The sequence below is a fragment of the Photorhabdus tasmaniensis genome, assembly GCF_011189505.1.
GTDB lineage: Bacteria > Pseudomonadota > Gammaproteobacteria > Enterobacterales > Enterobacteriaceae > Photorhabdus > Photorhabdus tasmaniensis.
The window spans coordinates 27,604-53,239 of the sequence record NZ_PUJU01000002.1 but is presented as its reverse complement, the minus strand read 5'-3'; the positions used below and the strand labels follow the sequence as shown (position 1 = coordinate 53,239).

Annotated in this window: 20 protein-coding genes and 4 pseudogenes; 6 read left to right on the top strand and 18 right to left on the bottom strand. The window is 44.2% G+C overall.

The features are described from left to right. The 6 genes from tolB to C5471_RS00865 form a co-directional block, all read right to left on the bottom strand. Positions 1-1,293 carry a Tol-Pal system beta propeller repeat protein TolB gene (gene tolB, locus C5471_RS00890; RefSeq protein ID WP_133815381.1) on the bottom strand — a complete coding sequence of 431 codons (1,293 nt, stop codon included), beginning with the start codon at positions 1,291-1,293 and terminating at the stop codon, positions 1-3. Positions 1,294-1,426: 133 nt separating this feature from the next. Beyond that, the gene (gene tolA, locus C5471_RS00885; RefSeq protein ID WP_133815110.1) at positions 1,427-2,500 is read right to left on the bottom strand and encodes a cell envelope integrity protein TolA; all 1,074 of its coding nucleotides are present in this window, start codon (positions 2,498-2,500) and stop codon (positions 1,427-1,429) included. Between the two features lie 45 nt (positions 2,501-2,545). Beyond that, on the bottom strand, positions 2,546-2,971 hold the full coding sequence (gene tolR, locus C5471_RS00880; RefSeq protein ID WP_023045408.1) for a colicin uptake protein TolR: 426 nt from the start codon (positions 2,969-2,971) through the stop codon (positions 2,546-2,548). A 16-nt stretch (positions 2,972-2,987) separates the two neighbouring features. Then, entirely contained in the window at positions 2,988-3,683 is a 696-nt protein-coding gene (gene tolQ, locus C5471_RS00875) for a Tol-Pal system protein TolQ (RefSeq protein ID WP_133815111.1), read from the bottom strand. Beyond that, complete coding sequence (gene ybgC / locus C5471_RS00870; RefSeq protein WP_133815112.1) at positions 3,683-4,084, bottom strand: tol-pal system-associated acyl-CoA thioesterase; 402 nt, start codon at positions 4,082-4,084, stop codon at positions 3,683-3,685. Before ybgC ends, tolQ begins: the two co-directional genes overlap by 1 nt. A gap of 116 nt (positions 4,085-4,200) precedes the next feature. Beyond that, a complete protein-coding gene (locus C5471_RS00865; protein ID WP_133815113.1) occupies positions 4,201-4,323 on the bottom strand; it encodes a cyd operon YbgE family protein in 123 nt (40 codons plus the stop codon). Positions 4,324-4,402: 79 nt separating this feature from the next. Here C5471_RS00865 and C5471_RS00860 point away from each other — a divergent pair. Next, positions 4,403-4,816, top strand: a pseudogene (locus C5471_RS00860) (helix-turn-helix domain-containing protein); the annotation flags it as partial. Between the two features lie 24 nt (positions 4,817-4,840). Then, positions 4,841-4,993, top strand: a pseudogene (locus C5471_RS00855) (RNA-guided endonuclease InsQ/TnpB family protein); the annotation flags it as partial. 50 nt (positions 4,994-5,043) lie between these two features. On the opposite strand, the pseudogene C5471_RS00850 reads toward C5471_RS00855, so the two are convergent. The 4 genes and pseudogenes from C5471_RS00850 to cydA all read right to left on the bottom strand — a co-directional run. Next, positions 5,044-5,202 (bottom strand): annotated as a pseudogene (locus tag C5471_RS00850) (cyd operon YbgE family protein); the annotation flags it as partial. Next, complete coding sequence (gene cydX / locus C5471_RS00845; protein ID WP_133815114.1) at positions 5,202-5,318, bottom strand: cytochrome bd-I oxidase subunit CydX; 117 nt, start codon at positions 5,316-5,318, stop codon at positions 5,202-5,204. The pseudogene C5471_RS00850 and the gene cydX, both read right to left, overlap by 1 nt. 12 nt (positions 5,319-5,330) lie before the next feature. Beyond that, positions 5,331-6,470 (bottom strand): cytochrome d ubiquinol oxidase subunit II, encoded by a 1,140-nt coding sequence (cydB, locus tag C5471_RS00840; protein WP_133815115.1) that lies wholly within the window; start codon positions 6,468-6,470, stop codon positions 5,331-5,333. A 17-nt stretch (positions 6,471-6,487) separates the two neighbouring features. After that, positions 6,488-8,056, bottom strand: a complete 1,569-nt coding sequence (gene cydA, locus C5471_RS00835; RefSeq protein ID WP_133815116.1) for a cytochrome ubiquinol oxidase subunit I — start codon at positions 8,054-8,056, stop codon at positions 6,488-6,490. Between the two features lie 765 nt (positions 8,057-8,821). On the opposite strand from cydA, the pseudogene C5471_RS00830 reads away from it, so the two are divergent. The 3 genes and pseudogenes from C5471_RS00830 to C5471_RS00820 all read left to right on the top strand — a co-directional run. Beyond that, a pseudogene (locus tag C5471_RS00830) lies at positions 8,822-8,926 on the top strand (tail fiber assembly protein); the annotation flags it as partial. A 301-nt stretch (positions 8,927-9,227) separates the two neighbouring features. Continuing rightward, positions 9,228-10,526, top strand: a complete 1,299-nt coding sequence (locus tag C5471_RS00825; RefSeq protein ID WP_133815117.1) for a phage tail fiber protein — start codon at positions 9,228-9,230, stop codon at positions 10,524-10,526. Positions 10,527-11,004: 478 nt separating this feature from the next. Continuing rightward, on the top strand, positions 11,005-12,798 hold the full coding sequence (locus C5471_RS00820; RefSeq protein WP_133815118.1) for a Hint domain-containing protein: 1,794 nt from the start codon (positions 11,005-11,007) through the stop codon (positions 12,796-12,798). A 266-nt stretch (positions 12,799-13,064) separates the two neighbouring features. On the opposite strand, the gene sucD is transcribed toward C5471_RS00820, so the two are convergent. The 8 genes from sucD to sdhC all read right to left on the bottom strand — a co-directional run bounded on the left by sucD (position 13,065) and on the right by sdhC (position 22,815). Further along, positions 13,065-13,940, bottom strand: coding sequence for a succinate--CoA ligase subunit alpha (gene sucD / locus C5471_RS00815; RefSeq protein WP_133815119.1), 876 nt, complete (start codon positions 13,938-13,940; stop codon positions 13,065-13,067). After that, on the bottom strand, positions 13,940-15,106 hold the full coding sequence (sucC, locus tag C5471_RS00810; protein ID WP_023045846.1) for an ADP-forming succinate--CoA ligase subunit beta: 1,167 nt from the start codon (positions 15,104-15,106) through the stop codon (positions 13,940-13,942). The genes sucD and sucC overlap by 1 nt, the downstream gene beginning before the upstream one ends. Before the next feature lie 154 nt (positions 15,107-15,260). Further along, positions 15,261-16,478 carry a 2-oxoglutarate dehydrogenase complex dihydrolipoyllysine-residue succinyltransferase gene (gene odhB, locus C5471_RS00805; RefSeq protein WP_133815120.1) on the bottom strand — a complete coding sequence of 406 codons (1,218 nt, stop codon included), beginning with the start codon at positions 16,476-16,478 and terminating at the stop codon, positions 15,261-15,263. A gap of 13 nt (positions 16,479-16,491) precedes the next feature. After that, positions 16,492-19,299, bottom strand: a complete 2,808-nt coding sequence (gene sucA / locus C5471_RS00800; protein WP_133815121.1) for a 2-oxoglutarate dehydrogenase E1 component — start codon at positions 19,297-19,299, stop codon at positions 16,492-16,494. 265 nt (positions 19,300-19,564) lie between these two features. Then, complete coding sequence (locus C5471_RS00795) at positions 19,565-20,281, bottom strand: succinate dehydrogenase iron-sulfur subunit (protein ID WP_133815122.1); 717 nt, start codon at positions 20,279-20,281, stop codon at positions 19,565-19,567. A gap of 36 nt (positions 20,282-20,317) precedes the next feature. Continuing rightward, the gene (sdhA, locus tag C5471_RS00790) at positions 20,318-22,084 is read right to left on the bottom strand and encodes a succinate dehydrogenase flavoprotein subunit (RefSeq protein WP_133815123.1); all 1,767 of its coding nucleotides are present in this window, start codon (positions 22,082-22,084) and stop codon (positions 20,318-20,320) included. Then, positions 22,085-22,432 (bottom strand): succinate dehydrogenase membrane anchor subunit, encoded by a 348-nt coding sequence (gene sdhD / locus C5471_RS00785; protein WP_133815124.1) that lies wholly within the window; start codon positions 22,430-22,432, stop codon positions 22,085-22,087. Then, on the bottom strand, positions 22,426-22,815 hold the full coding sequence (gene sdhC, locus C5471_RS00780; protein WP_133815125.1) for a succinate dehydrogenase cytochrome b556 subunit: 390 nt from the start codon (positions 22,813-22,815) through the stop codon (positions 22,426-22,428). Before sdhC ends, sdhD begins: the two co-directional genes overlap by 7 nt. Before the next feature lie 871 nt (positions 22,816-23,686). Here sdhC and C5471_RS00775 point away from each other — a divergent pair. Next, positions 23,687-24,973 (top strand): citrate synthase, encoded by a 1,287-nt coding sequence (locus C5471_RS00775; protein WP_133815126.1) that lies wholly within the window; start codon positions 23,687-23,689, stop codon positions 24,971-24,973. Positions 24,974-25,636: the final 663 nt, after the last annotated feature.

Sequence of the window (25,636 nt, the reverse complement as noted above, 5' to 3'; positions counted from 1 at the left end):
TCACAGATACGGCGACCAGGCAGGGAATTTTACCTGTCCATCAGTCGCCGGAAGACGCGCTTTGAAACGCCCGTCAGTCGAAACTAGCTGCAATATAGTCCCCAACCCTTGAGTGGAGCTATAAATCACCATAGTGCCGTTAGGTGCGATACTTGGCGTTTCATCCAGGAACGTATCCGTCAAAATTTGAACGGCTCCCGTTGCCAGATCTTGTTTAGCAATGTGCTGCTTACCACTCCCTGAGCTGACCATCACCACAAAACTACCATCGGAGCTAACATCAACATCCTGGTTTTGTGTGCCTTCCCAAGTGAGGCGTTGCGGAGCACCGCCATTAATATCAACTTTATATAACTGCGGACGACCACCCTGATCGGAGGTATAGACCAAAGTCTGGTTATCCGGCATCCAACTTGGCTCAGTATTGTTACTGCGGCCATCTGTGACCTGATGGATTTGAGCTGAAGCCAAGTCCATCACGTAAAGATTTAAACTACCCGATTTGGACAGGGCAAACGCCAATTTACTGCCATCAGGGGAAAATGCAGGCGCCCCGTTATGACGAGGAAAAGAAGCAATCTGACGTACTTCACCGCTGGCCAAGGTCTGAATAACTAAGGCGGAACGGCCACTCTCAAAGGTCACATAAGCCAGTTTAGCGCCATCAGGAGACCATGCCGGTGACATCAATGGTTCTGGTGAACGGTGAACCGTGAACTGGTTGTAACCATCGTAATCGGATACACGCAGCTCATATGGATATTTGCCGCCATTCGTTTTCACAACATAAGCCAAGCGAGTACGGAATGCGCCTTTAATGCCAGTTAGCTTTTCAAACGCTTCATCACTGACGGTATGCGCCGCATAACGCAACCACTGCTTAGTCACTTTAAGCTGATTCTGAGCAAGAATAGTTCCCGGAGCGCCAGCGGTATCAACCAACTGATAAGAAATCAGGAAACCACCATCCGCACTTGGCTGAATCTGCCCGACAATAACCGCATCAATCCCAAGGGCCGACCAAGCAGCAGGCGTCACCTCAGATGCAGTCGTCGGTTGCTGTGGCATACGGCTGGCGTCAATAGGATTAAATTTACCGCTGTTGCGAAGATCCGCTCCAACGATCGCTCCTATCTCTTCAGGAGCACCACTCGCCCCAGTCCATTTAAATGGCACAACACCAATAGGACGTGCAGAATCAACACCCTGGGTGATTTCAATACGAACTTCTGCGTGAGCAACAGCAGCCCACAACATCAAAATGCCCAGCACTACTTTAAAAGCCTGCTTCATCATCTCTCCCTTATCGCAGATGGAATGCCGCAATAATTCGCAGAATATTAACAAACGTCAACAAACAAAACCAGATAGCTTAATAACATTGAATGGTTTTGTTTATTATTAATAATCTCTATAAATAACAATCTTATTGAGGTTTGAAATAAATCGGCGCATTCTTAAACACTTCGTAAACCTCTTTACTTGGTGGTTTAGGGATTTTCGCTTGTTTAGCTGCGGCTACCGCTGCCTGACACAGTGCCTGATCCCCCCCTTCTGGTTTTATATCAATTAGCAAACCATCAGGAGCAAGCTTAATCCGTAATGTACACATACGCCCACGATACATACTTGGATCATAAAACTTATTCTGTATTGCTATCTGAATCTGCCCAAGATAGTTATTAATATCAGAATTTGAAGCACCACTTTTCTTACCGCCACCTTTACCCGCAGCAGAAGCACCACCCTGCTTTGGCGCATTAGAAGTTAAACCACCCAGTAAATCATCAACTTCACTTGCTTGTTTGGCGGCTTGTGCCGCCGCTTTTTTCTTGGCATCAGCTTCAGCTTTTGCCTTAGCCTTAGCTTTTGCATCTGCCTCAGCTTTGGCTTTAGCATCCGCTTCAACCTTGGCTTTTGCTTTAGCCTCAACTTCTGCTTTGGCTTTCGCTTCTTCCGCCGCCTTTTGTTTAGCCGCAGCGGCGTCAGCTTCTTTCTTCGCTTCAGCTTCTGCTTTTTTCTGCGCCTCAGCCTGCTCTTTAATCAATTTTTCTTTTTCAGCCTTAGCCTTTGCCGCAGCTTCTTCGGCCTGTTTTTGCTCTTCACGGGCTTTTGCTGCTGATTCTACAGCTTGCTTTTTCTGCTCTTCCGCAACCTGTTGCGCTTTAATCCGTTCTTCTTCTACCGCTTTCAGGCGCTCCTGCTCCTCAGCCTGTTTTTCTCTCAATTCGGCTGCTTGCTGCTCCGCTTTCTTGTTACGTAACTGTTCTGCACGTTTAGCGTCAGCTTGCTGTTGCTGGTGTTGATTGTACTGTTGTACTACCGCATTCGGATCGATCATAACAGCGTCAATAACAGAACCATCCTGTCCGCCACCACCCATTTCAGTTTTTTGCGTCAGGGAACCCCAAATAAGTAATCCTATCAAAATAATATGCAACACAACCGAAACGATAACGGCGCGATTTAGTTTATTGTTTTGCCCGTTTGTCTTTCCCACGCTCAATATCCAAAATCTTTAAATAACAGCAACTGCCGGCCAGACTCAGATAGGCTGAGTCATTAAACCAACGGATTTCACACCGGCCTGATGTAACATGTTCAGTGCTTTAATAATTTCATCATAAGGTACTTCTTTCGAACCACCGATCAAGAAAACGGTTTTCGGGTTCTCTTTTATTCGGGCCTGCGCCTCAGCAATAATCTGCGGCTCAGGTAATAACTCCAGCCGTTCATGGTTAATTACCATGGTGTATTGACCAACACCAGAAACTTCTACGATTACCGGCGGGTTATCGGAGCTGGAAACCGTTTTGGAATCGACTGCATCCGGCAAATCAACTTCTACGCTCTGGGTGATAATCGGTGCTGTTGCCATAAAAATAAGCAACAAAACCAACAACACGTCCAGTAAGGGAACGATATTGATTTCGGATTTCAGCTCACGCTTGCGACTACGAGTGCGTGCCATAGCCTCTCCTCCCTTACTATTTGTTTTCAGCTTTATTTTCAGCAGAGAAAGCCTGACGATGCAAAATAGCCAAAAACTCTTCCATAAAGTTATCGTAATTTTGCTCCAGCTTATTCACACGCTGATTCAGGCGGTTGTATGCCATAACAGCCGGAATAGCTGCAAATAAGCCAATCGCCGTTGCAATCAACGCTTCCGCAATACCCGGTGCTACCATTTGAAGCGTTGCCTGTTTTACCGCCCCTAATGCGATAAATGCATGCATAATTCCCCAAACTGTACCAAACAGGCCAATATACGGGCTGATTGAACCTACAGTACCCAGGAATGGAATATGGCTTTCCAGTGTTTCCAATTCACGGTTCATAGATATACGCATTGCACGTGAAGCACCTGTTACCACCGCTTCCGGCACATGGTTATTTGCATGGTGCAACCGGGCAAATTCTTTGAACCCAGAATAAAAAATTTGTTCCGTTCCTCCCAAGGAATCACGGCGAGACTGACTTTCCTTATACAAGCGTGATAATTCAATGCCTGACCAGAATTTGTCCTCAAACGCTTCCGCTTCACGGGTTGCCGCATTGAGAATTTTGGTCCTTTGAATAATGATTGCCCATGAAGCAATGGAAAAGCAGATCAAAATAAGCATGATCAGCTGCACCAAAAGGCCCGCCTTTAGGAATAAATCAAGAATGTTCATGTCAGTCACTACTTAAACTCCGCGACAATAGACTTAGGAAGCGCAATCGGCTTCATTTGAGATGTATTCACGCAGGCGATTAAAACTTCTGCGCTGTTAAGAATTGTTCCGTTAACATCAACAATGCGTTGAATAAATGTCAAAGATGCTTTACGAATATCCGTAATTTCGCTCTCCACCTGCAACATATCATCAAGCCGGGCTGGGGCTCGGTAATCAACCACTATACGCCGAACAACAAATGCAATTTGCTCATCAAGTAAATGCTGCTGATGAATGCCATGCTGACGCAACATCTCTGTACGGGCTCTTTCATAAAAGGCGACATAACGGGCGTTATAAACTACCCCACCAGCATCTGTATCTTCGTAATAAACACGGACCGGCCAACGGAACAACGTATTACTCACTTTCAATCCTAAGTAAGGCGAATTAACGCTGCCACTATACTCAAGACCATGCAGCTTTGGAATAATGTGCAAATAAAAAATTTATTAGCTGAAAAGCCCATAACATACAGAATTAACTAATAGAAGAAGTGGCACAAGCCCCAAATCAACATTAAGAACGCAGGCAAAGGAAAGAAAAAGATACGCCAGACGATACTCCTTGGGTGAAAACCCGTTCCGAAAGTTACACCTGTGCACACAGCCCATCTTTAACCTCCAAAGGGTACTCCCGCCGACATCAGGTAGGAAGAGAATAAACCGACTACACACTGAATGATAATGCTAGTACTGAAAGCCTACAAGTTCAGACTAGAGCCAACTGAAGAACAGTTGCCGCGTTTGCGGCAGTTATGCGGGTGTGCTCGTTTTGTCTGGAATCACGGACTTGAGGTAACAAAACACATTCTGGATTCTGGCGGAAAACTTCCCTCCGCGTTTGAACTAAACCGAATGCTCACGGGGTGGAAAAAAACACCGGAATACGCCTTCTTACAGGAAGCTTACACCGATAACCTTCAACAAAAACTGAAAGACTTACATGGGGCATGGAGGCGTTGCTTCGATAAAACACTGGCAGCGAAAGCGCCTGTATGGAAACGAAAAAATGACGGCAGGGATTCAATCCGGTTCGTCAATTTTGAAAAATATTGTCTCCTTGAAAATCGCAGAGTCAGACTTCCTTCTGGGCTCGGATGAATAAAGTTCCGGCAATCGCAGGAGGTGAACGGCAAAATCAAAAATGCTACTGTAAACGGCGCTCGTAACATGTTAGCGGCAGGACATGCCGTGCTTGCCTGTGGAGGGACGGAGCAATCAGGCCGCCCGTTGAAGCAGGAACCAGACGCAGAGCGATCAGCCGTCGCCCACTAACGGGGATCCCCCTCTTGAGTCACTAAGTGCGAAAGTGGGGGAGGATGTCAAATGAGTAAAATGCCTTGCCATAGGTGCAATGAACTGGTGTTAGCCGCAAAACGAGCGGGATCCCAGAAGACACAAGAAGCAAGCACCAACGCCATAATGAGGATAAGGCCCCTTACAGGACCTTTATCCATTAGCTGATAGCATTTATCTATCAACATTATTTCTCACTATTTTCAGCGATTTTTTCCGCTTCATTATGCTCAAGTGCCAAGGCAGCGATTATAGCGAAACTACAAGCCAAGAGTGTTCCGAGAATCCAAGCAAAATACCACATGCTCTGTGCTCCTTAGTACAGTGAATGTTTGTTATTTTCAATAAAGCTTTTGTCCAAACGTCCAAACATTTTGTAATAACACCAAATGGTGTATCCCAGAACAATTGGAACAAAAATCAGCGCAACTACAAACATAACGCGCAGTGTCAATAAACTTGAAGTCGCATCCCACATTGTCAGGCTGACATTTGGATGAGTGATTGATGGCATAACAAAGGGGAACATCGTCACGCCACAGGTCAGAATGATACAAGCAATGGTCAGTGAAGAGTACAGAAATGCCCATCCTGCTTTATTCATACGTGTCATCAATATCGTCAGCAGAGGAGAAACAACACCCAGAGCCGGTAACGCCCACAACCACGGATAGTGATTAAAGTTGGTCATCCAGGCACCCGCCTGATGAACAACTTCTTTATGCAATGGGTTAGACTGCCCCATAGTATCCAGGCCACCCGCCACAATATAGCCATCAATACCATAAATCAGCCATACACCGGCCAGCAGGAAAGCAACCATAGTCACCAGCGCACAGAGATAAGTTGCGGCACGGGAACGCAGACGCAGTTCACCAGTAGTACGCATTTGCAGATAAGTTGCCCCCTGAGTCACAATCATCATCAGGCTGATCACCCCCGCCAGCAAACCGTATGGATTGAGCAACCCGAAGAACGAACCGCTATAGAACAGGCGCAGTTGAGAATCAACGTTGAACGGCACCCCTTGTAACAGATTACCGAATGCCACACCGATAACTAATGGAGGAACAAAACTACCGACAAATATCCCCCAATCCCACATGTTACGCCACTTACGGCTTTCCAGTTTGGAGCGGTAGTCAAAACCAACCGGACGGAAAAACAATGCGGATAACACCAGGATCATAGCGACATAGAAACCAGAGAATGCGGCGGCATAAACCATTGGCCATGCGGCGAACAATGCCCCACCAGCAGTAATTAGCCAAACCTGATTACCATCCCAGTGAGGTGCTATTGAGTTAATCATGATGCGGCGTTCAGTATCGTTTTTACCAATGATGCGTAACAGAACACCCACGCCCATGTCAAAACCATCAGTTACCGCGAAACCGATTAGCAACACACCAATCAGCAGCCACCATATAAACCGTAGTACTTCATAATCAAACATAAGTGGACTCCCGTTTATTACTGAGCATCGTGCGCTGAAGTTGTTTTCTGTTCAAAATGGTAGCGGCCAGTATTCAGACTGCTTGGACCACGACGGGCGAATTTGAACATCAAAAACATTTCTGCGATCAGGAACAAGGTGTAAAGACCACAAATCAGCGCCATCGAGAACAGGATATCGCTGGCTGCCAAATTGGAACTCGCCACTGCCGTTGGCAAAACTTCACCAATCGCCCACGGCTGACGCCCATATTCAGCGACAAACCAACCTGATTCTATAGCAATCCACGGCAATGGAATGCTGTACAATGCTGCGCGCAGTAACCATTTTTGCTCACCAATACGGCCACGGATCACACTCCAAAACGCCAGACCAATCAACAGTAACATCAGGAAGCCAGCTGCAACCATGATACGGAACGCAAAATAGAGCGGAGCAACGCGAGGAATGGAATCTTTCGCAGCGGCTTTGATTTGCTCTTCGCTGGCATCAGTCACTTTGCTGGTATAACGTTTCAGCAACATGCCATAACCAAGATCTTGTTTACTTTCATTGAATGCAGTACGAACCGTCGGATCCGTGTTACCTGCACGCAATTCCTCCAACAGTTGATAAGCTTTCATACCATTACGGATACGCAGCTCATGCTGGTCCATCAAATCACGCAGACCAATGACCGGGGTATCGACAGAACGGGTTGCAATCAGGCCCATGAGATAAGGGATCTGAATGGCATATTTGTTTTCCATTTTATCCTGATCCGGGATACCTATCAGTGTAAAGGCTGCCGGCGGTGGCTGCGTTTCCCATTCAGCTTCAATTGCGGCCAATTTAGTCTTCTGTACATCCCCCATTTCGTAACCGGATTCGTCACCCAGAACAATAACGGATAGCACAGCGGCGATACCAAAACTTGAAGCAATCGCAAACGAACGTTTAGCAAATGGAATATCACGGCCTTTAAGCAGGTAGTAAGAGCTGATACCAAGAACAAAAATCGCTCCTGTCACATAGCCTGCCGCAACGGTATGAACAAATTTCACCTGAGCAACCGGGTTCAGTACCAATTCGGCAAAACTCACCATTTCCATCCGCATGGTTTCAAAGTTGAAGTCAGACGCAATCGGGTTTTGCATCCAGCCATTAGCAACCAGAATCCAAAGTGCGGAGAAGTTAGATCCTAACGCAACCAGCCAAGTTACCGCCAAGTGCTGCTTTTTACTGAGACGATCCCAACCGAAGAAGAACAAACCGACGAATGTGGACTCCAGAAAAAACGCCATCAGACCTTCGATCGCCAGAGGCGCGCCGAAAATATCACCGACGTAGTGAGAGAAGTATGACCAGTTAGTCCCGAACTGGAACTCCATAGTCAACCCTGTTGCGACACCCAGTGCAAAGTTAATACCAAATAACTTGCCCCAGAATTTTGTCATATCTTTGTAAATTTGTTTACCGGAGAGCACATATACCGTTTCCATAATCGCCAGCAAAAACGCCATACCAAGCGTTAGCGGAACGAACAGGAAGTGATACATTGCTGTTAAGGCAAACTGTAATCGTGACAGTTCGACAATATCAAACATCTTAACTCCTTGCTCCTAGCAGGAAAGCACCGACTTGCGGCAACCTGGCTTCGTATAAGAACCTATTCAGGGCTCTAAAACGGAAGCCTTATAACTACCAGCAATAAATGCCTCTAAAATAACAACTCATTATCAAGTAAATTAAAAACCTAATTAGACTAATAGTATAGTACGCTTATATTCCCATACAATAAATACGTTTTACGTGATTCAGATTAGAATTCTGAATATAAGTCAATAATTGCAGTTATTGTTTAATGGAAACTCATTGATCAGGATCAATTTAAGCAAATTAGAAAAATAATGCTATAGTAATAAATTGATTTTATTAATTTTTTTCTGGTTAGTGTTAACTACTCTGTCTATTATTTCATTTTGGTTGGCAAATTGTTAATTATTTGTTTATTTAAATAATTATTGATTTCTATATTGCTGTGAAATGATTTATGAAATTAATTTTTTATTTTCATTCTTAAGAAAATATTATTATTAACTTTGCATTAACAGTGAGATCACCACCATTTGGCTGTCATTCAGATAGCATAATGACACGCCACTCGAGAACTACACTTCCCTCTTAACGACAGCTCTCTTCAAACTAAGTGAAATGACTTAGTATTTTAAGTTACACAGCTCAACAATAATTATGTAAAAATATTTTACACAACAGAAAAACTGCGCGTACCAGCAAGTAATGGCCGAACCGACTCCCACAGGCTGGCTTTTTCAGGTTCGCGCTAATCACCACCATAATACGCTGTTGAAACTGAGATGCAGTCGGAAGCTGAAAAAGTGTTGTTGCTGAACTGGAAAAAGTATTTGGTATTATTGAGTTTGGTTGATGTTTCATTGGCACCAAACATTAAATGAATAACTATTTTTTCTGGTTATTTAATACAAAATCAAATTTTTCACTGTAAATTAATTATTAGATAACACGGATATTATTGAGGATGGCTTACAATAATAAATTGAGAGAGAAAAAATAGCTTTCAGATGTTGAATTTTTTATTTTCACCAATTAACTAAAAATAGTTAATCCTTTAAGGTATAAGAGAATTTAATTATTAATTAACTGAACTAGACTATGATTGATGTGAATTATGGAGATATTTTTCAATAATTCAATATGTTGATTATAAAAAAATGTTATTTAATTTAAGGAATGTATATGAATCTAAAAAATGATTTTAAAGCTTTTTCTATCGGTGATAATGCTAATGTGCCGAGCCAAGAAGAGTATGAAAAAAATACGTATTTGCAAACTGGGATTCCACCAAATGACATTAAAATTCACATTCACTTGTTAAATAAGGCATTACGCCAATCATCAATAATAGCATCTGTAGTGGCTGATTTTATCAAGACACAATCTGGCGAGAATGTTCTGGATGATCGTGATATAGTTAAGCTTACTGATCAGTTAAATAGAGCGTTAGAAAAAATAACCACAGCAAAAATCCCCAATGCCTCATTAACACAAAAGGGTATTGTTCAACTGACAAATGAAATTGGCAATAATGACACATTGGCTGTGACACAGAAATTTATTCAAGAAATCATAAATTCATTGCGTGAAAATATTAATGACAGAGTCCGCAACACACTGAAAATAAATGGAAAAGTGTTGACTGGGGATATTAATATTAATGCTGAGGATGTAGGAGCGATATCAACAGATAATGTAATACATTCAATGAAACACGGTCATCTGGATGAATTGGAAAACCTACGTAATGGTTGTTCTGGGTTTAACCCTTCCGCGTCGTTCCTGACTAAATATGGACTGCCACGTGGCAATGGTGGCGTTCAGTTAAGAATTAGCAACATGAATGGTGAATCAAGCGAGGGGGAAGAAAATGTATGGAGCCACAGACTGATTTTTACGCATTTTGGCGATACATATCGTACAGATCATATAAATGAGTATTATAAACTCACACGTAAATTTTGGGACAATATTAATGCCAAACCCGATTTTAATGGATACCTAAAAATATCCTCCCCGATAATAGAAATTTATCCTGATGGAACATTCTCAACTAACGAAGAATCAGCGGGTGCAGAAGTGACGAAAGAAGGAATAGGCATATACCGCATATCAAATATCTCAGGCTATAACACTGATGGAGCCTGGGGTGTACATGGCGGTATTTCTGTTCCGCAAAATAATAATAATCTTGAACTAATTTTTGTTGATGATCATATTCAACCTGATGGTTCTATTATCATTGAAGTCTGTCACCGCCAACATTCGCATTTACCTGAGAAATTTCAGAACTGGCAACTCAAATTTGTTGATGATAATGGCAAACAAGTGTTCTACCAGGATGGGGAACCCTGTGATATTCCTGAATATTGCCGTTTAGATATTCGTGTCCAAATGCCAGAAGATTCACTCTGGAACTTGAAACGAAACAAGTTACAGGAAGAAATCGAGAGCACCCGCGTTTCTGACGATAAATTGTAGTAATACGGGGCCATATGGCCCTGTATTTAAATTAAAAATCGGTAGCTAAAACCCAGCATCACGCCATATTCTTTTCATAACAGCGTAATATCCAGCTTATCGCAGGTTTCTGTGGAGAATGAAGTTAACAAATCCCTGTAAGAAAAATAGCGGGATTTGTTAACCATTTAACATGATGAACTTGACAATTTCTTACAAATGACTATTAATTATAATACCATCTTTAATGTCCTTTTTTTCCTGTAATACCTGAATGTTATATATATTTTTTTACAACTATTTAATTGGGGGAATTATTATGCTGTTTTATTATTATCTTGACCCATAACTTTCAAGATTAACTTACGGTATTATCACGCTATCCGTTTAAGATTCAGTGGATAGTGCAGCTTCAATATTATATTAATATACCATGGATATCATATAAAACATGTATGATTCATGGTTTACAAACCTCTATTATTTCATGGGATAAAATATGACTCTATATAACAGAATATTTATTTTTTTCATCATGATGTTTGCCCCGATAATATCCAGCTTTGCGGATACCAAAACTAAGTTATCTGACGAGGAAAGTCAGGCTATGTTTCAGCTCATAAAGAGTCTTGAACCTAATAAACCTATAACGCTCGACTTAACTCAACCGCAAAATGAGAAAGGATATATTGCATTATTAAAATCCCATAATATTACAGAGCAAACACATCCTGATATTTTTATTAATATCAATGAGATAAAAAAACTCCAAAAAGAAACACCTAAGAACAGAAAACAGACTGAACTTAACTCGACTACAGAACCACAAGATTATTATGCCTCACCTCAGATGTTAGTTTCTAAAGATCTAAAACTAATTTCAACTGAAACTTTTAGTTCCTTATATTTTCCTGGTTCTTATATTTCAAACAAAAATGAAATTAAAACTGCCAATGAAGATCAAACATGGTTATACAGCGGTTTATCAATGTATGAGAACAACAAGCAGGTTATGACTGAGACAAAAAAAGCAGCAGGCAAGGAAGTACGGAGCCTTTCTATACAATCCAGTAAACTTCACCGTACTAATCTTAAACCAGATGCTGAAATATGGTCTGTTGTTCTTTTCCACGGGACAAAAAACGGGCGTTCGTTATCTGTTAATGGGACGTATGGACCAATATTAGAAAAGACAAATATACTGATAAACAATGACGACATTCTTAAGCAGTCTATGCCTATTGAGAATGGTATGCATAATAAAGCACCAGTTCGTATAAAGAATTTAGACAAACGTAATCCATTAATCGTTTGCTTAAATAGAGAAAACCCTGAACCACGGGCTACTAGTGAATGCGATTATGGCCCAACATCACCTGGCAAACCAAATCATGAGTCAACAATCAAGCTGGAAATAGCAGGTCATGTTACATTCAGAAACCCTATCGCTATTGATAAAAAAGGGAAGCCTACATCAGTTGGACAAGCATCACCAGCGGCAAATCTGACGCTGGTCGGTCTTGATACTGGAGGTGCATGTAAAGTAAGAACAATAGATAACGATGGATTTTGGAGACATACAAAAGTCAATAATCATCCTATCAGCGGCAATAATACAAATTTATCATGGGAATTTTCTAAAAACACAGGTTACGCTGATTTTGGACCAATATGCTGGAAAAATAACGAAAGATATGTACTAAACTTAATGGCTACTATTATAACGACTAAAGGTGATCAAATATTTTTTGTCCCGTTTAGTTATACCAATGATCCCAATGATGGTACGGAAGGTAATAAGCACCCCTCACAATTCATCTATCCACCCATTCAAATCCAATATGGCTGTATTGCAGAAGGCACATTAATAGATATGGCTGACGGTTCAAAACGGAAAGTTGAAAATATACGCAGAGGCGATAAAGTTTTAACAAAACAAGGAGGCATCTTACAAGTAAAAGAGCGTATTACAGGTCATGATACTGAATTTATTGATTTAATTTACAATAATGGTGAGCAAGTTTCACTGACGCCAACACATCCTGTCTCAACATTACGAGGAATAGTCAAAGCCGATGAACTTAAGATCGGTGATACGATACATACACGTGATGGACAAACTACTCTTACCTCAGTTAAACAGAGAAAATCAGAGCCATCAAACGTGTATAATTTTGTCTTAGAAAAGACAGATAGCCAAAGTGAATTGTTACCTGAAGATGCTGTGCTTTTTGCCGGTGGCATTTTGGTCGGTGATAATAATCTGCAAAGAAAAGTGTCGATATCAAATTAATCTCTCAGATTAATAACAAAGTGCTGACTCTTTAGTCAGCACTAAAATCTAAAATAGCGCATTTGTATTATTTTTATGGTTGAGAATGAAATCCGGTTAACGAAAAACAGTAATTACAGAATGTTGAAGCCCGATGGAGAAAACCAATCGGCTAAAGATGGGATTCGAAATTTTTGATGGTTAAAAAAACCTATTTTTAACAGGCTTTTTTAACAGTATAAGGCCACTTTACAGTGGCCTTATAGATAAATATTACTTATCAGCGCTTACTTGCCAGCAAGTAACTCTTTCACTGCATCACCGATGTCTGCCAAGCTACGAACCGTCTTCACACCCGCAGCTTCCAGAGCAGCAAATTTTTCGTCAGCAGTTCCTTTACCACCGGCAATAATGGCACCGGCATGGCCCATACGCTTACCTTTCGGTGCAGTCACACCTGCGATGTAGCCAACAACAGGCTTAGTGACGTGCTGTTTAATATAAGCCGCCGCTTCTTCTTCCGCATTACCACCAATTTCACCAATCATGACGATGGCTTCTGTTTGTGGATCTTGCTGGAACAATTTCAGGATATCAATGAAGTTAGAACCTGGAATTGGGTCACCACCGATACCAACACAAGTAGATTGTCCTAAACCTGCATCAGTGGTCTGTTTTACTGCTTCATAAGTCAGTGTGCCTGAACGGGAAACGATACCGACTTTCCCTGCCAGATGAATGTGGCCCGGCATAATGCCGATCTTACATTCACCCGGTGTAATAACACCCGGGCAGTTAGGGCCGATCATACGAACACCGGCTTCATCCAGTTTCACTTTAACCGCCAGCATATCCAGAGTCGGGATACCCTCAGTAATCGTGATGATCAGTTTGATGCCAGCGTCGATAGCTTCCAGAATAGAGTCTTTACAGAATGGAGCCGGAACATAGATAACGGAGGCCGTTGCCCCGGTCGCTTCTACCGCTTCACGAACCGTATTGAAAACAGGCAATCCCAGATGCTCAGTACCACCTTTACCTGGCGTAACACCACCCACCATTTGGGTGCCATAAGCAATCGCTTGTTCTGAATGGAAAGTCCCCTGACTACCGGTAAAACCTTGACAGATAACTTTGGTGTTTTTATCGATTAAAATAGACATTATTTGGCCTCCACTGCGGCTACTGCTTGCTTCGCGGCGTCTGTCAGGCTGGTTGCGGCAATGATATTCAAACCACTGTCAGCCAGTTTTTTCGCACCCAGTTCAGCATTGTTCCCTTCCAAACGAACAACAACCGGTACGTGAACACCCACTTCCTCCACCGCACCAATAATACCGTCAGCAATCAGGTCACAACGGACAATACCACCAAAGATGTTAACTAATACTGCTTTCACATTTTCATCTGACAGGATGATTTTAAACGCTTCTGTAACACGTTCTTTGGTTGCACCACCACCCACATCAAGGAAGTTTGCCGGTGCCCCACCATGCAATTTAACGATATCCATCGTCCCCATTGCCAGACCTGCGCCATTTACCATGCAACCAATGTTGCCATCCAGCGCGACATAATTCAGTTCCCACTGTGCCGCCTGCGCTTCACGCGGATCTTCCTGAGATGGATCATGCATTTCACGCAGTTCAGCCTGACGGAACAGGGCGTTACCATCAGCGCCCAGTTTGCCATCCAGACAAATCAGATCACCCTGAGTCGTGATAACCAGCGGATTAATTTCAACCAGAGCCAGATCGCGCTCCAGGAACAGATTTGCCAATCCTAAGAAAATTTTAGTGAACTGGCTGATTTGTTTACCGGTTAATCCCAGTTTAAATGCCAGTTCACGCCCCTGATAAGGCATAGGGCCAACCAGTGGGTCAATAATCGCTTTATGAATCAGTTCCGGAGTTTCTTCCGCAACTTTTTCAATTTCAACGCCACCTTCAGTAGAGGCCATGAACACTACACGACGCGTACCACGATCAACTACAGCACCGAGATACAACTCCTTCGCAATATCAGTTGCCCCTTCGACCAAAATCTGGTGAACAGGCTGCCCTTGCGCATCTGTTTGGTAAGTGACCAGACGTTTGCCCAACCATTGTTCAGCGAAAGCGCGAATTTCTTCTTTACTGTTAACCAATTTCACGCCACCCGCTTTACCGCGACCGCCAGCGTGAACCTGGCACTTAACCACCCAAGGGCCAGCACCAATTTTAGATGCCGCTTCTTCTGCTTCACGCGGTGTAGTGCAGGCATAACCAGCCGGAGCGGGTAAACCATACCGTGCAAAAAGCTGTTTTGCCTGATACTCGTGTAAATTCATGATGTTCTATCCATAATCTAGTCTGAGAGGAGCAAGTTGCTCTCTTAATTTTTTTGTTGCTTTGGATATAGCCAGTCCAAAGACCGGCTGTGCATGTACATTGGTTTACTTCAGACCGGGCAGATATTAGCGCGTATCTGCCCTTATTATGTTGCTATACGTCCAGCAGCAAACGTGCCGGATCTTCCAGCATTTCTTTAATGGTCACCAGGAAGCCTACAGATTCGCGTCCATCGATCAGACGGTGGTCATAAGACAGTGCCAGATACATCATCGGAAGGATCTCTACCTGACCATTCACCGCCATCGGACGATCTTTAATGGCGTGCATACCAAGAATCGCGCTCTGTGGCGGGTTAATGATCGGCGTAGACATTAAAGAGCCAAATACACCGCCATTGGTGATCGTGAAATTACCGCCGGTCAACTCTTCGACGGTCAATTTACCGTCACGGCCTTTGATAGCCAGCTCTTTAATACGTTTTTCGAGTTCAGCCATGCTGAGTGCATCCGCATCACGCAGTACCGGCGTGACCAGACCACGCGGTGTCGATACCGCAATACTGATATCGAAATAGTTGTGGTAAACCACATCAGTGCCATCAATAGAAGCATTCACTTCCGGATAGCGTTTCAGTGCTTCAACCACAGCTTTCACATAGAAAGACATAAAGCCCAGACGCACACCGTGGCGTTTTTCAAACGCTTCGCCGTACAGCTTACGCATTTCCTGAATTGGCTTCATGTTAACTTCGTTAAACGTTGTCAACATCGCCGTGTTGTTTTTCGCTTCCAGCAGACGTTCAGCCACGCGCTTACGCAGGCGAGTCATTGGAACACGTTTTTCGCTGCGGTGCGGCAACAAAGAATCCTGGGCAGAAGCAGAGACTGCTGCTGGTTTATTACCCGTTTTTTCGTTATCAGCCATGTGTTTTTCCACGTCTTCACGAACAATACGCCCACCGACACCACTGCCTTTAATCGCTTTGGCATCAAGATCATGCTCTGCAATCAGACGGCGAACCGCCGGGCTGAGTGCATCGTTGCTCTCTTCTTCCAAACCCGCCGTCTGGCGTTTAGCCAAAGTTGCTTCCGTTTTTTCTTTTACTTCTGTTGGCTTACCGGTGCTATCGCCCAAACGGATACGACCAAGAAGCTGACTGGACAGAACGGTTGCATCTTTCACTTCTAAAATGGCTTCTAAAACACCGGCTTCACTGGCAGGCACTTCCAGTACCACTTTATCCGTTTCGATTTCAACCAGCACTTCATCACGTTCAACACGGTCACCCTCTTTTTTGTGCCAGACTGCAACAGTGGCATCAGCAACAGACTCGGGCAAAACAGGAACCAGAATATCTACGCTACTCATTTTCAATCCTTATTTATTCAACGTTCAGTGCGTCATTAACCAGCTCTTGCTGCTGCTGCTGGTGAACTGACGTATATCCAACTGCCGGGGAAGCAGACGCAGGACGACCTGCATAACGTAAAGAAGCCCCGAACGGGATCACTTCACGGAAGTTATGCTGACTGCAATACCAGGCTCCTTGGTTTAACGGCTCTTCCTGGCACCAGACAAAATCGTGTACATGGGCATACTGTTCCAATGCTGATTGAACATCTTGATGAGGGAACGGATACAGTTGCTCAATACGGACGATAGCAACATTAGTTTGTTCGTTCTTACGACGTTGATCCAACAGGTCGTAGTAAACTTTACCTGAACAAAGCACAACCCGTTTAACACCTTTAGGATCCAGCGTATCAACTTCACCAATAACTGTCTGGAATTTACCGTTAGCCAGTTCATCCAGGCTGGAAACCGCTAACGGATGACGTAACAGTGATTTTGGTGACATAACAATCAATGGACGGCGCATACCGCGCAGAGCCTGACGGCGAAGCATGTGGTAGACCTGAGCCGGCGTTGACGGTACGCAAACCTGCATGTTCTGTTCTGCGCACAGTTGCAGATAGCGTTCCAGGCGGGCTGAAGAATGTTCAGGCCCCTGACCTTCATAACCGTGCGGCAACAGCATAACCAGACCACACATACGGCCCCATTTCTGCTCCCCAGAGCTGATGAACTGGTCAATAACAACCTGTGCGCCGTTAGCGAAATCACCAAACTGCGCTTCCCAGATGGTCAGAGCACGGGGTTCTGTTGTTGCATAACCATATTCAAACGCCAGAACAGCTTCTTCCGATAGAACAGAATCCCATACATCGAACACACCCTGACCGTTATGAACGTTCGCCAGAGGCACATAAACAGAACCATTAGTCTGATTATGAATAACAGCATGACGATGGAAGAAAGTACCACGGCCCGCATCCTCACCAGACAAACGCACCGCAACACCTTCATCAACTAAAGTCGCATAGGCTAAAGTTTCTGCACCACCCCAATCAAACAATTTATCACCGTTAGCCATCTCTGCACGGTCATTATAAATTTTCGCTACGCGGGAGTGCATTACTACTTCTGCCGGGACAGAGCTGATACGTCTGCCCAGATCCTGCAAACGCTTAATATCGACTATATGTGGATATTCTTCATCCCAATCGTGATTAAGATAAGGCTCCCATGTAAATGAGTGCAGCCCCATTGAGCGCCACTCTTCAACTACACAATCACCACGGTCGAGGGCATCACGATACAGATTCACCATCTCAGTCACATCATCGGCTGATATCAACTTCTCAGCAACCAGCTTGTCAGCGTAGATTTGACGTGGCGTTGGGTGTTTCTTAATTTTCTGATACATCATTGGCTGAGTCGCACTTGGCTCATCAGCTTCGTTATGACCATGACGGCGATAACATACCAGATCGATCATCACGTCACGTTTAAAGGCATTACGGAAATCCAGAGCCAGACGGGTAACAAATGCCACCGCTTCGGGATCGTCTGCATTAACGTGGAAAATCGGCGTTTGTACCATTTTGATGATATCGGTACAGTATTGTGTTGAACGGGCATCTTTCGGATTAGACGTGGTGAAACCAATCTGGTTGTTGATAACAATACGAATCGTACCTCCCACCTCATAACCACGGGCCTGAGACATATTCAGGGTTTCCTGCACAACGCCCTGACCGGTAACGGCAGCATCACCGTGGATAGTGATTGGCAACACCATATTGCTGCGGCCTTCATCCAGACGATCACGGCGGGCACGTACTGAACCAATAACCACAGGGCTGACAATCTCAAGATGAGATGGATTAAATGCCAATGCCAAATGAACCTTGGCACCCTCGGTGGCAAAATCAGATGAGAAACCTTGATGGTATTTCACGTCGCCGGTACCAAGGTGCTCTTTATGCTTACCGGCAAACTCATCGAACAGATCCGCCGGTTTTTTGCCCAAGATATTAACCAGAACGTTGAGGCGACCACGATGAGCCATCCCCATCACAACTTCCCGTGTATCGTTCTTACCCGCATGACGGATAAGATCCTTCAACATGGGGATCAATGCATCACCACCTTCAAGAGAGAAACGTTTCGCTCCCGGAAACTTCGCGCCCAGATAACGTTCCAAACCTTCAGCCGCCGTCAGTTCCGCCAGAAAACGCTGTTTTTCCTCTGCGCTGAACTGGGAGCTAACGGTAACAGATTCCAGACGCTGCTGAATCCAACGTTTTTCTTCCGTATTGGTGATATGCATGTATTCAGCGCCAATAGAACCGCAATAAGTGTGGTTCAGTGCTTCATACAAATCCGCCAATTTCATCGTTTCTTTACCGAGAGCAAAAGAACCGACATTAAATGTCTCGGCAAAATCGGCTTCCGTCAGATTATGGAAAGCAGGATCTAAATCAGGAACACTATCCTGCTTCCATAATCCCAACGGATCAAGATTGGCATTTTGATGGCCGCGGAAACGGAATGCGTTGATGAGCTGCAAAACCTTGACTTGTTTTGCATCCATTGCCGGATCGCTGACAGAGGAGTGATAACGCGTAGTATCTTTCGCAAGGCGGCGGAAGTAATCACGCGTCTGCGAGTGGAGTTGTTCACCGCTTAATCCCGCATCCGGCAATTGTTGGAAAATTTCTCTCCAACTTGCATCAACAGAGTTTGGATTGGTTATATAGTCTTCATAGACTTGCTCTATGTAAGACTGGTTTGAACCAGCCAGGAAGCTTGAATCCAGCCAGTCCTTCATTGCGCCGTTCTGCATTGTGATCCCTTAAGCTTTAAAAGCTTTAGTTTTCGCCGTGGTTAACTATCACCGCTTAAATGCGGTGTCGATAAAAGGTTCATTTGGACGTGCTTTATGCATGTTCTCTTTGGGTTTCGGAACCCTTCAAGGAACCTTTAAAAACCGTTAAATGGTTTTTAAAAATTCCTTGCCTCAAAGCTTTTGTCATCATTAGCAGTTGGCAACTCATCATTCTCAATTCTTTGTGCCCTCCGCAGCGAAAACTGCGCGGAGGGCAGGCCAATTACGCGCTATGTTTTAACAACATAGACTTAATATGACCAATCGCTTTTGTTGGATTTAACCCTTTAGGGCACACACTAACGCAATTCATGATGCTATGGCAGCGGAAAACACTGAAAGCATCATTCAGCTTATCTAACCGTGCATCGGTTTCCGTATCTCGACTGTCGATCAGGAAGCGATATGCTGCCAGCAAACCCGCAGGCCCGATAAATTTGTCTGGATTCCACCAGAATGACGGACAAGAGGTTGAACAACATGCACACAGAATACATTCGTACAGGCCATCCAGTTTTTCCCTTTGTGCCGGTGACTGTAAATGCTCACGCGCCGGTGGGTTTTTACCATCATTCAGCAAATATGGGCGGATCTTCTCATATTGCGCATAGAATTGCCCCATATCCACAACCAAATCACGGATAACCGGCAAACCCGGTAGCGGACGGATCACAATCTTCTTGCTGCCACGCCGCAAAGCCGAAACCGGTGTAATACAGGCCAGGCCATTTTTACCATTCATGTTGAGGCCGTCTGAACCACAAACCCCTTCACGGCAAGAACGACGGAAAGAGAGTGTTGGATCCTGCTCTTTAAGCTGAATTAACGCATCCAGCAACATCATGTCACGCCCATCTTTTGCTTCCAGCGTGTAATCCTGCATATGAGGCGCGCTGTCAACATCCGGGTTGTAACGATAAATCGAAAATTCAAGTTTCATAATCTATTCCTTCGCAACTGGATCATCAGCAACTCATTAGTAAGTACGCGCTTTCGGCGGGAATGCTTCACGCAGTTTTGGCTGCATGTTGACATCACGACGCGTCATGGTCTCAGTTTGCGGCAGATAGAGGGTATGGCATAACCAGTTTGCATCATCACGATCAGGATAGTCGAAACGGCTATGAGCACCACGGCTCTCAGTACGGAAGTTAGCGGCAACCGCCGTAGAAAACGCCGTTTCCATCAGGTTATCAAGTTCCAGACACTCAATTCTCTGGGTATTGAACTCTGAGGAAGTATCATCCAAACGCGCACTTTTTAGACGTTCACGGATAACTTTCAGCTCTTCCAGGCCCTTCGCCATGGCATCACCTTCACGGAATACCGAGAAGTTATTCTGCATACACGCCTGCAAATCTTTACGAATTTCCACCGGATCTTCGCCAGTACGCGTGCTATCCCAACGGTTCAGACGTTGCAGTGATTGCTCAATATCAGATTCACTGGCTTCGCGGCTGGTACCCTGCTCCATCAGCGACTCTTTCAGATGTAAACCGGCAGAACGGCCAAACACCACCAAATCCAGCAGAGAGTTCCCCCCCAGACGGTTTGCACCGTGAACCGATACGCAGGCAATTTCACCAACAGCGAACAAGCCCGGAATAACCACATCTTCACCTTTCTCGTTCACAGCCAGCGCCTGACCGGTCACTTTCGTTGGGATACCGCCCATCATATAGTGGCAGGTTGGAATAACCGGAATCGGCTCTTTTACCGGATCAACGTGGGCAAAAGTACGGGACAGTTCAAGAATGCCCGGCAGACGAGATTCCAACACCTCTTTACCCAAATGATCCAGTTTCAACTTGGCATGTGGCCCCCAAGGACCATCACAACCACGGCCTTCGCGGATTTCTATCATGATGGAACGGGCCACCACATCACGACCAGCCAGGTCTTTGGCATTTGGCGCGTAACGCTCCATAAAGCGCTCGCCATCTTTATTCAGCAAATAACCGCCTTCACCACGGCAACCTTCGGTTACCAAAACCCCAGCTCCCGCGATACCGGTCGGGTGGAATTGCCACATTTCCATATCCTGCACAGGTACACCAGCACGTAGTGCCATACCTACACCGTCACCGGTATTAATGTGGGCGTTGGTTGTGGATTGATAAATACGGCCTGCACCACCGGTCGCCAAAATCGTCGCCTTCGCTTTGAAATAAACAACTTCACCGGTTTCAATCGAGATAGCCGTACAACCCACAATGCTGCCATCCTGGTTTTTAACCAGGTCCAACGAATACCATTCAGAAAAAATAGTGGTGTGATTTTTTAAGTTCTGCTGATACAGGGTATGCAACAATGCATGACCGGTACGGTCTGCGGCTGCGGCAGTACGAGCGGCCTGTTCACCACCAAAGTTTTTTGACTGGCCACCGAATGGGCGCTGATAAACACGGCCGTCATCCAAACGAGAAAATGGCAATCCCATGTGTTCCAGCTCCAGAATCGCTTCCGGGCCAGTTTTACACATGTATTCAATCGCATCCTGGTCACCGATATAGTCGGAACCTTTTACCGTGTCATACATGTGCCACTCCCAGTTATCTTCATGAGAGTTGCCCAGTGCAACGGTGATACCACCTTGCGCAGATACAGTATGAGAACGGGTTGGGAATACTTTGGAAATCAAAGCACAGGATAATCCCATTTGTGAAATTTGCAGCGCGGCACGCATACCCGCCCCCCCCGCGCCAATAACGACCGCGTCAAACTCTCTTACTGGCAGTTTCATCTATACACCCCACACCACAATTGTTCCGTAAATCAAATAAGCCATCAGTGTAACGATAATCGCCAATTGCAACACCAAGCGCAGCGCCAGTGGCTTTACATAGTCAGTCAGTACTTGCCACATCCCAATCCAGGCGTGAGCCAGGATGGAAAACAGTGCCAGCACGGTGAAGACTTTAGTGATGGATGAGGAGAAGAAACCCCGCCAGACTTCATAAGTGATATCCGACGTTATCGCGACAAAGCCCAACATATAGAGAACATATAAAACAATAATGATTGCGGACGCACGCAATAATAACCAATCATGGATACCCGTGCGACCCAATGCAGAAGCGTTACTTACCATACCAGTACTCCAGCCAGAATCGACAGAATCACAGCAATCCCGATTGCCACTTTGGCAGAGAGACTACCGACCACCAAGTTTTCCTCCAAGTAGCCGAAATCCATCAACATATGACGGATACCACCACTGATATGGTAAGCCAGTGCGGTCAGAATACCCCACACGATAAACTTGGCGAAAAATCCCGTCATAATATCGGCGGCTTGCTGAAACCCTTCTTGCGAGGAGAGAGACATCCCTAACAACCAGAGGAGAATTCCTACTGCTATGAAAGTAATGACGCCAGAGACACGGTGCAAGATCGAGGCTATTGCAGAGACTGGAAAATGTATCGTCTGCAAATCAAGGTTGACAGGTCTTTGTTTTTTCACAATTTTGCCCACACAGCTCTTTTATTATTTTCCTTCCTCCGGACCTGGGCGGAAATCAGACAGCGATAATGGGATACAAAGACACAACATTTAATCAAATGAGAGATCCTCATGTTAAAAAATGTCGTGATTTTTTAGTTACGCTGGGTGCTCCTACAGCAGGATAATCCGGAGACCTGGCGGCAGTATAGGTGCTTCACATTATTATTACAATTCCAACACAATATGATTAGCTACATTTCCACTGAACAGTGATTGAGATCACGATTCAAACATATTGCACAAAATTAATTATCTTGTTTGACAAACTTTAAACATTTATCTTACATATATGCTTGAAAGTACTTTTGAGATTGATTTCTGATAAGAGGAAAAACTTCACTAAAAGCTAAAGTTATGTAACTGTGTAGTCCACACAAATCATAATTTTTTTTGTAGTCATGCATAAAACATAACACTCAAAAACTCGCTAACAATCTGAAAACCATTGTCGTCCGGGGTAAGATTTCAGCCTTAAATGTGATATTGGCCTGATTTCAAATTGTCTCCGGGAACACAGTGCCAGGGAGCACAGTATAAAAACCTATTCCACTGGGCATTATTGGTGTAGGCCATTCTTGTCAATAAATGGAGGGCACAGATCGCGCGCAGCAACCGGAATATGCACGCAGTCTGTAACAAGCGATTCACTAACAAATCGCTCACCGGCGCGGGCCATACAAAGTGCGTTCAAAAGTTATCGCTTTTGTCAGAGCACTCTCCAGGCCCGTTTATGACCACTAAAGAATGGTCAATAAAATAGCCTGATGAGATAGACCCTATACTGTATCTTTCCGCCGTGGTTGTTAAGAGTTATAAAAATGAAAGCGCTAAGGAGACTGTAATGGCAGATAACAAAGCAACTCTAACCCCCCCAAATGGTACAGTTGCTATTGAATTGGACGTGCTAACCCCGACCCTTGGGTCTCAAGTCATCGACGTTCGTACTCTTGGCTCCAAAGGTTTTTATACCTACGACCCTGGTTTTACTTCCACAGCATCTTGTGAATCCAAGATCACCTATATTGATGGTAATGAAGGCGTATTGCTTCACCGAGGTTTCCCTATCAACCAGCTAGCGACAAAATCCACTTATCTGGAAGTTTGCTATATCCTGCTTTATGGCGAAACACCAGCACAAGAGCAGTTTGATAAATTCAAAAAAACCGTTACCCGCCATACCATGATCCATGAACAGATCCATCGTCTGTTCAACGGCTTCCGCCGTGATTCTCATCCAATGGCAGTACTGTGTGGTGTCACCGGTGCTCTGGCGGCTTTCTACCACGATGCCCTTGATGTGAACAACCCGCTTCATCGTGATATTACTGCGTACCGCCTGCTGTCCAAAATGCCGACAGTGGCTGCAATGTGCTACAAATATTCTATTGGTCAACCGTTCGTTTATCCCCGCAATGACCTCTCCTATGCCGGCAATTTCCTGCATATGATGTTCTCCACCCCATGCGAAGAATATAGAGTGAACCCAGTGCTGGAACGTGCCATGGATCGCATCCTGATCCTGCATGCCGACCACGAACAGAACGCCTCTACCTCAACAGTACGTACCGCAGGTTCTTCCGGGGCTAACCCATTTGCCTGTATCGCCGCAGGTATCGCTTCCCTTTGGGGGCCTGCGCATGGCGGTGCAAACGAAGCTTGTCTGCGTATGCTGGAAGAAATTCAGTCAGTTGAACATATTCCTGAATTTATTGAACGCGCTAAAGATAAGAACGACGCTTTCCGCCTGATGGGATTTGGTCATCGTGTTTACAAAAACTATGATCCGCGCGCAACAGTCATGCGTGAAACCTGCCATGAAGTACTGGATGAACTCGGCCTGAATGATAGCCTGCTGGAAGTTGCAATGGAGCTTGAGAGAATTGCTCTGCACGACCCATATTTTATTGAGAAGAAACTGTATCCGAACGTAGATTTCTACTCAGGCATTATTCTGAAAGCCATGGGTATTCCATCCACCATGTTCACTGTTATTTTTGCCATTGCCCGCACCATCGGCTGGATAGCCCATTGGAACGAAATGCATGATGACGGTGTGAAAATCGCCCGTCCTCGTCAACTCTATACCGGCTACACTCAACGTGATTTCCAAAGCCAGTTGAAAAAATAATAACAAAATCCGATCACGATTAAGGGCAAAGCTCTAACTTTATAGTTAGGGCTTTGAGCTAGACATTAACTGAGTACCGACGAGATCCAGATCGTAGCCTGCTGAAATCCGCATTATCTGTATGCTTTGATATTTACCTGCGTCAGTTTTCAAACGTGATTTGATTGTTTAGTGGTGTGTTTAAATAGAAAGTTTTTAACTTTTTAAAAAGAGATTTATTTTACATTTGAGATATTTTGTTTTATGGTTATTTTCTTGCCTTCAATAAAAGAGTTATTTTTAGCATAATAAATGGCATGTGATTTAGTTAAAATCATTTTGAAAATGATTAGGGTTATCAGAATAAAATCGTTTATTTGTTAAAATAGACTCACCATCTTATTTTAGATTTTCACTTAACCTCACTCACCCGTATCTATTTAAATTATGCTTAAATAAATCGGTTAATTCATTTAATAACGTTTTATTATATCAACAATATTGAAAATTCTGGCTAATTCATTTATCAGAAAGGTTATAATGATTAAACGGGTATTTAAGCGTTAAATCACATTCATGGTATAAAAAGAGGCATGATTTAAATGAAACCGTAGAAAAGCAATGCTGTTGGGCGAGGTAAAGTAGTATAAAACAAGTTTAAATTACAGTCTCTAAATGATTTAT